This window comes from Massilia sp. UYP32 (assembly GCF_050434365.1).
Lineage (GTDB): Bacteria > Pseudomonadota > Gammaproteobacteria > Burkholderiales > Burkholderiaceae_D > Telluria > Telluria timonae.
In genome coordinates this window covers 1-1938 of the sequence record NZ_JBNDIK010000060.1, presented here as the reverse complement: position 1 = coordinate 1938, position 1938 = coordinate 1, and the positions used below count along the sequence as shown (strand labels likewise).

General features: G+C 51.7%; 1 protein-coding gene. It reads left to right on the top strand.

The window, feature by feature from the left end; genetic code table 11:
* Positions 1-142: 142 nt before the first annotated feature.
* Positions 143-1888 (top strand): T6SS effector BTH_I2691 family protein, encoded by a 1746-nt coding sequence (locus ABIB42_RS25820; RefSeq protein WP_429249208.1) that lies wholly within the window; start codon positions 143-145, stop codon positions 1886-1888.
* Positions 1889-1938 lie beyond the last annotated feature (50 nt).

Genomic DNA, 1938 nt, shown 5'->3' with positions numbered 1-1938 from the left:
GATTGCTGAACCCAGCAATCAACTCGTTCAGCATAGCCTTTGCTCGGAATAAAGGCCAGCTACGACGAGGAATATGATCGCACGGCACTAAACAGTTACTGTGCCTGACCCAGCCGGCATAGTACAGGAGCTGGCGTTCCTGATGACGCATCTGCTCGAGGCGTTCATTGCAAAAAATCCCACCGACCAGAGGAATCTTGCTGCAAGTGCGGGAATTGATCAGATAAAAGCTTCGATCGTTGGCAAGGCCGAAACGGAAGAGATCGAGGCCGCACGGATGGCGGCATCGAGAATGGAAGCAATAGACCCTTTAGGACATGTTCTGTCTGAGTCAACACGTAACAAGACCGCGAACGTGCGAGAGGTAACGGCGGCTGAGCTTGATCGAGCCACAACGTCTGCATGGTCTAAATACGGCAGGAAGTTCGATGACGCTGCCCGGCAGAAATGGAGGGCGGAATTCGATGCGAAGCTCAAGGCATTCGATGAGCAATCGATCGCACCGTTGGCTCTGCGCCATGTGGAATGGTTCAAGAGTGCAGCATTCACGGATTATCTTGAATTTAATTATGATCCGTCCAGCGCCCTGTGTGGGGCGGCTTATACCAATGTCGTGACCAGCTGTATCGCCGGGACACAGGATAAAACCTGCTGCAGTAAATTGTATGTAGAACTCCTTCAGGGAAATTTTCAAGATAAAAAGAATGTTCTTTTGAGGGCGTCTATCCTTAACCAGTCTGCAGTTGCTGAGTCGATAGAGGAAGCTTCAAGAGTCGCTCTCAATAGTCGGCAAATACCATGGGACAGTCTGTTCGAAGTGTACAAGGCTGCAATGGAAGCGCTGGATGATAATTCTACAAATGGGCTTGCACTGTATATTGCGCAGATATCTGGCCCAGTGGCCCGGATCCTGGGAAAAGTCGTGGATGGCCGACCCGGCTTTCATAAGACGCTGATGATGTTGGGGTTCATCTCTGGAGATGCCGTCACCGTTTTCGAAATTAGTGGGAAGCGTTCGCAGTTTGTAAGGTATCTAGCAAAGCAGATGATACGGACGAGTGGTGCGGTGATCAGCGAGAACCAGCTGCGCGCGGCAGTAAGCCTCGAGTTGGAGCGCCTGCGAATACGCGGCATGAGGGTCGAAGGAAGCAGAAAATTGCGTTGGGTGGTCAGCGCCGATCGCGCCTCTATCGAGAACCTGCCCAGCGGTATGAGTCGAGTTGCACAAGAAACACAGCTGAGGTCGAGTCTGCGATCGGTGGAGCAACTGGAGTCGCTTCGTTTAGAACGCTGGAGATCGGTAATTAACCAAAAAGTTCGATGGGGCGTGGTCACTGCGATCTTACAGGCTGTTTGCTTGACGAAGGTGTATGAAGATGAGGAGACGAGCCTTGCAAATGAAAAGCAAGATGCTCGTTGGCGGCGAGTGGCTGCTATCAGTGGTTTAGTTGGTACTACATGTGAAGTTATCGGCGGCGCATTGCGGGCACGAGCTTCACAGGGGATGCTCTATGGGCAACGCTTTTTGTCGTGGTCGGGATGGGCTCTGATGCAGCTAGGTAGGAGCGCGGGCGCGGTGGCTGGCCTTCTGATGGCAGTACTGGACATGTTCAAAGCGGCAGAAACGGTGAAAGAGAATGGTTTAGGTTTGCTATTTGTGGCTTATGTAGGGTCGGCGTTTATAGGTCTTCTCTTGGCCTTGGCAATACTTTTCGGGGCGGCGTTTCCAGTAACCCTCATGCTAGTGGCGCTATACGTCGCAGTCGGGCTATTGATCGAGTTTATTAAGGATGATCGGTTACAGGATTGGCTTGAAAGATGTCCTTGGGGAGTGTTGTTGAACCAGGAGCCTGTCAGAATTTCTGTGTGGAACGGGGTCATGAAATAATCCCGAAAGGACTGTTCCATGACCGAAGTGATGACCACCAAGAAGCCCAA

Coding starts and splice junctions, on each gene's coding strand:
- ABIB42_RS25820 (WP_429249208.1), top strand. CDS start 143: ATGACGCATCTGCTCGAGGCGTTCATTGCAAAAAATCCCACCGACCAG.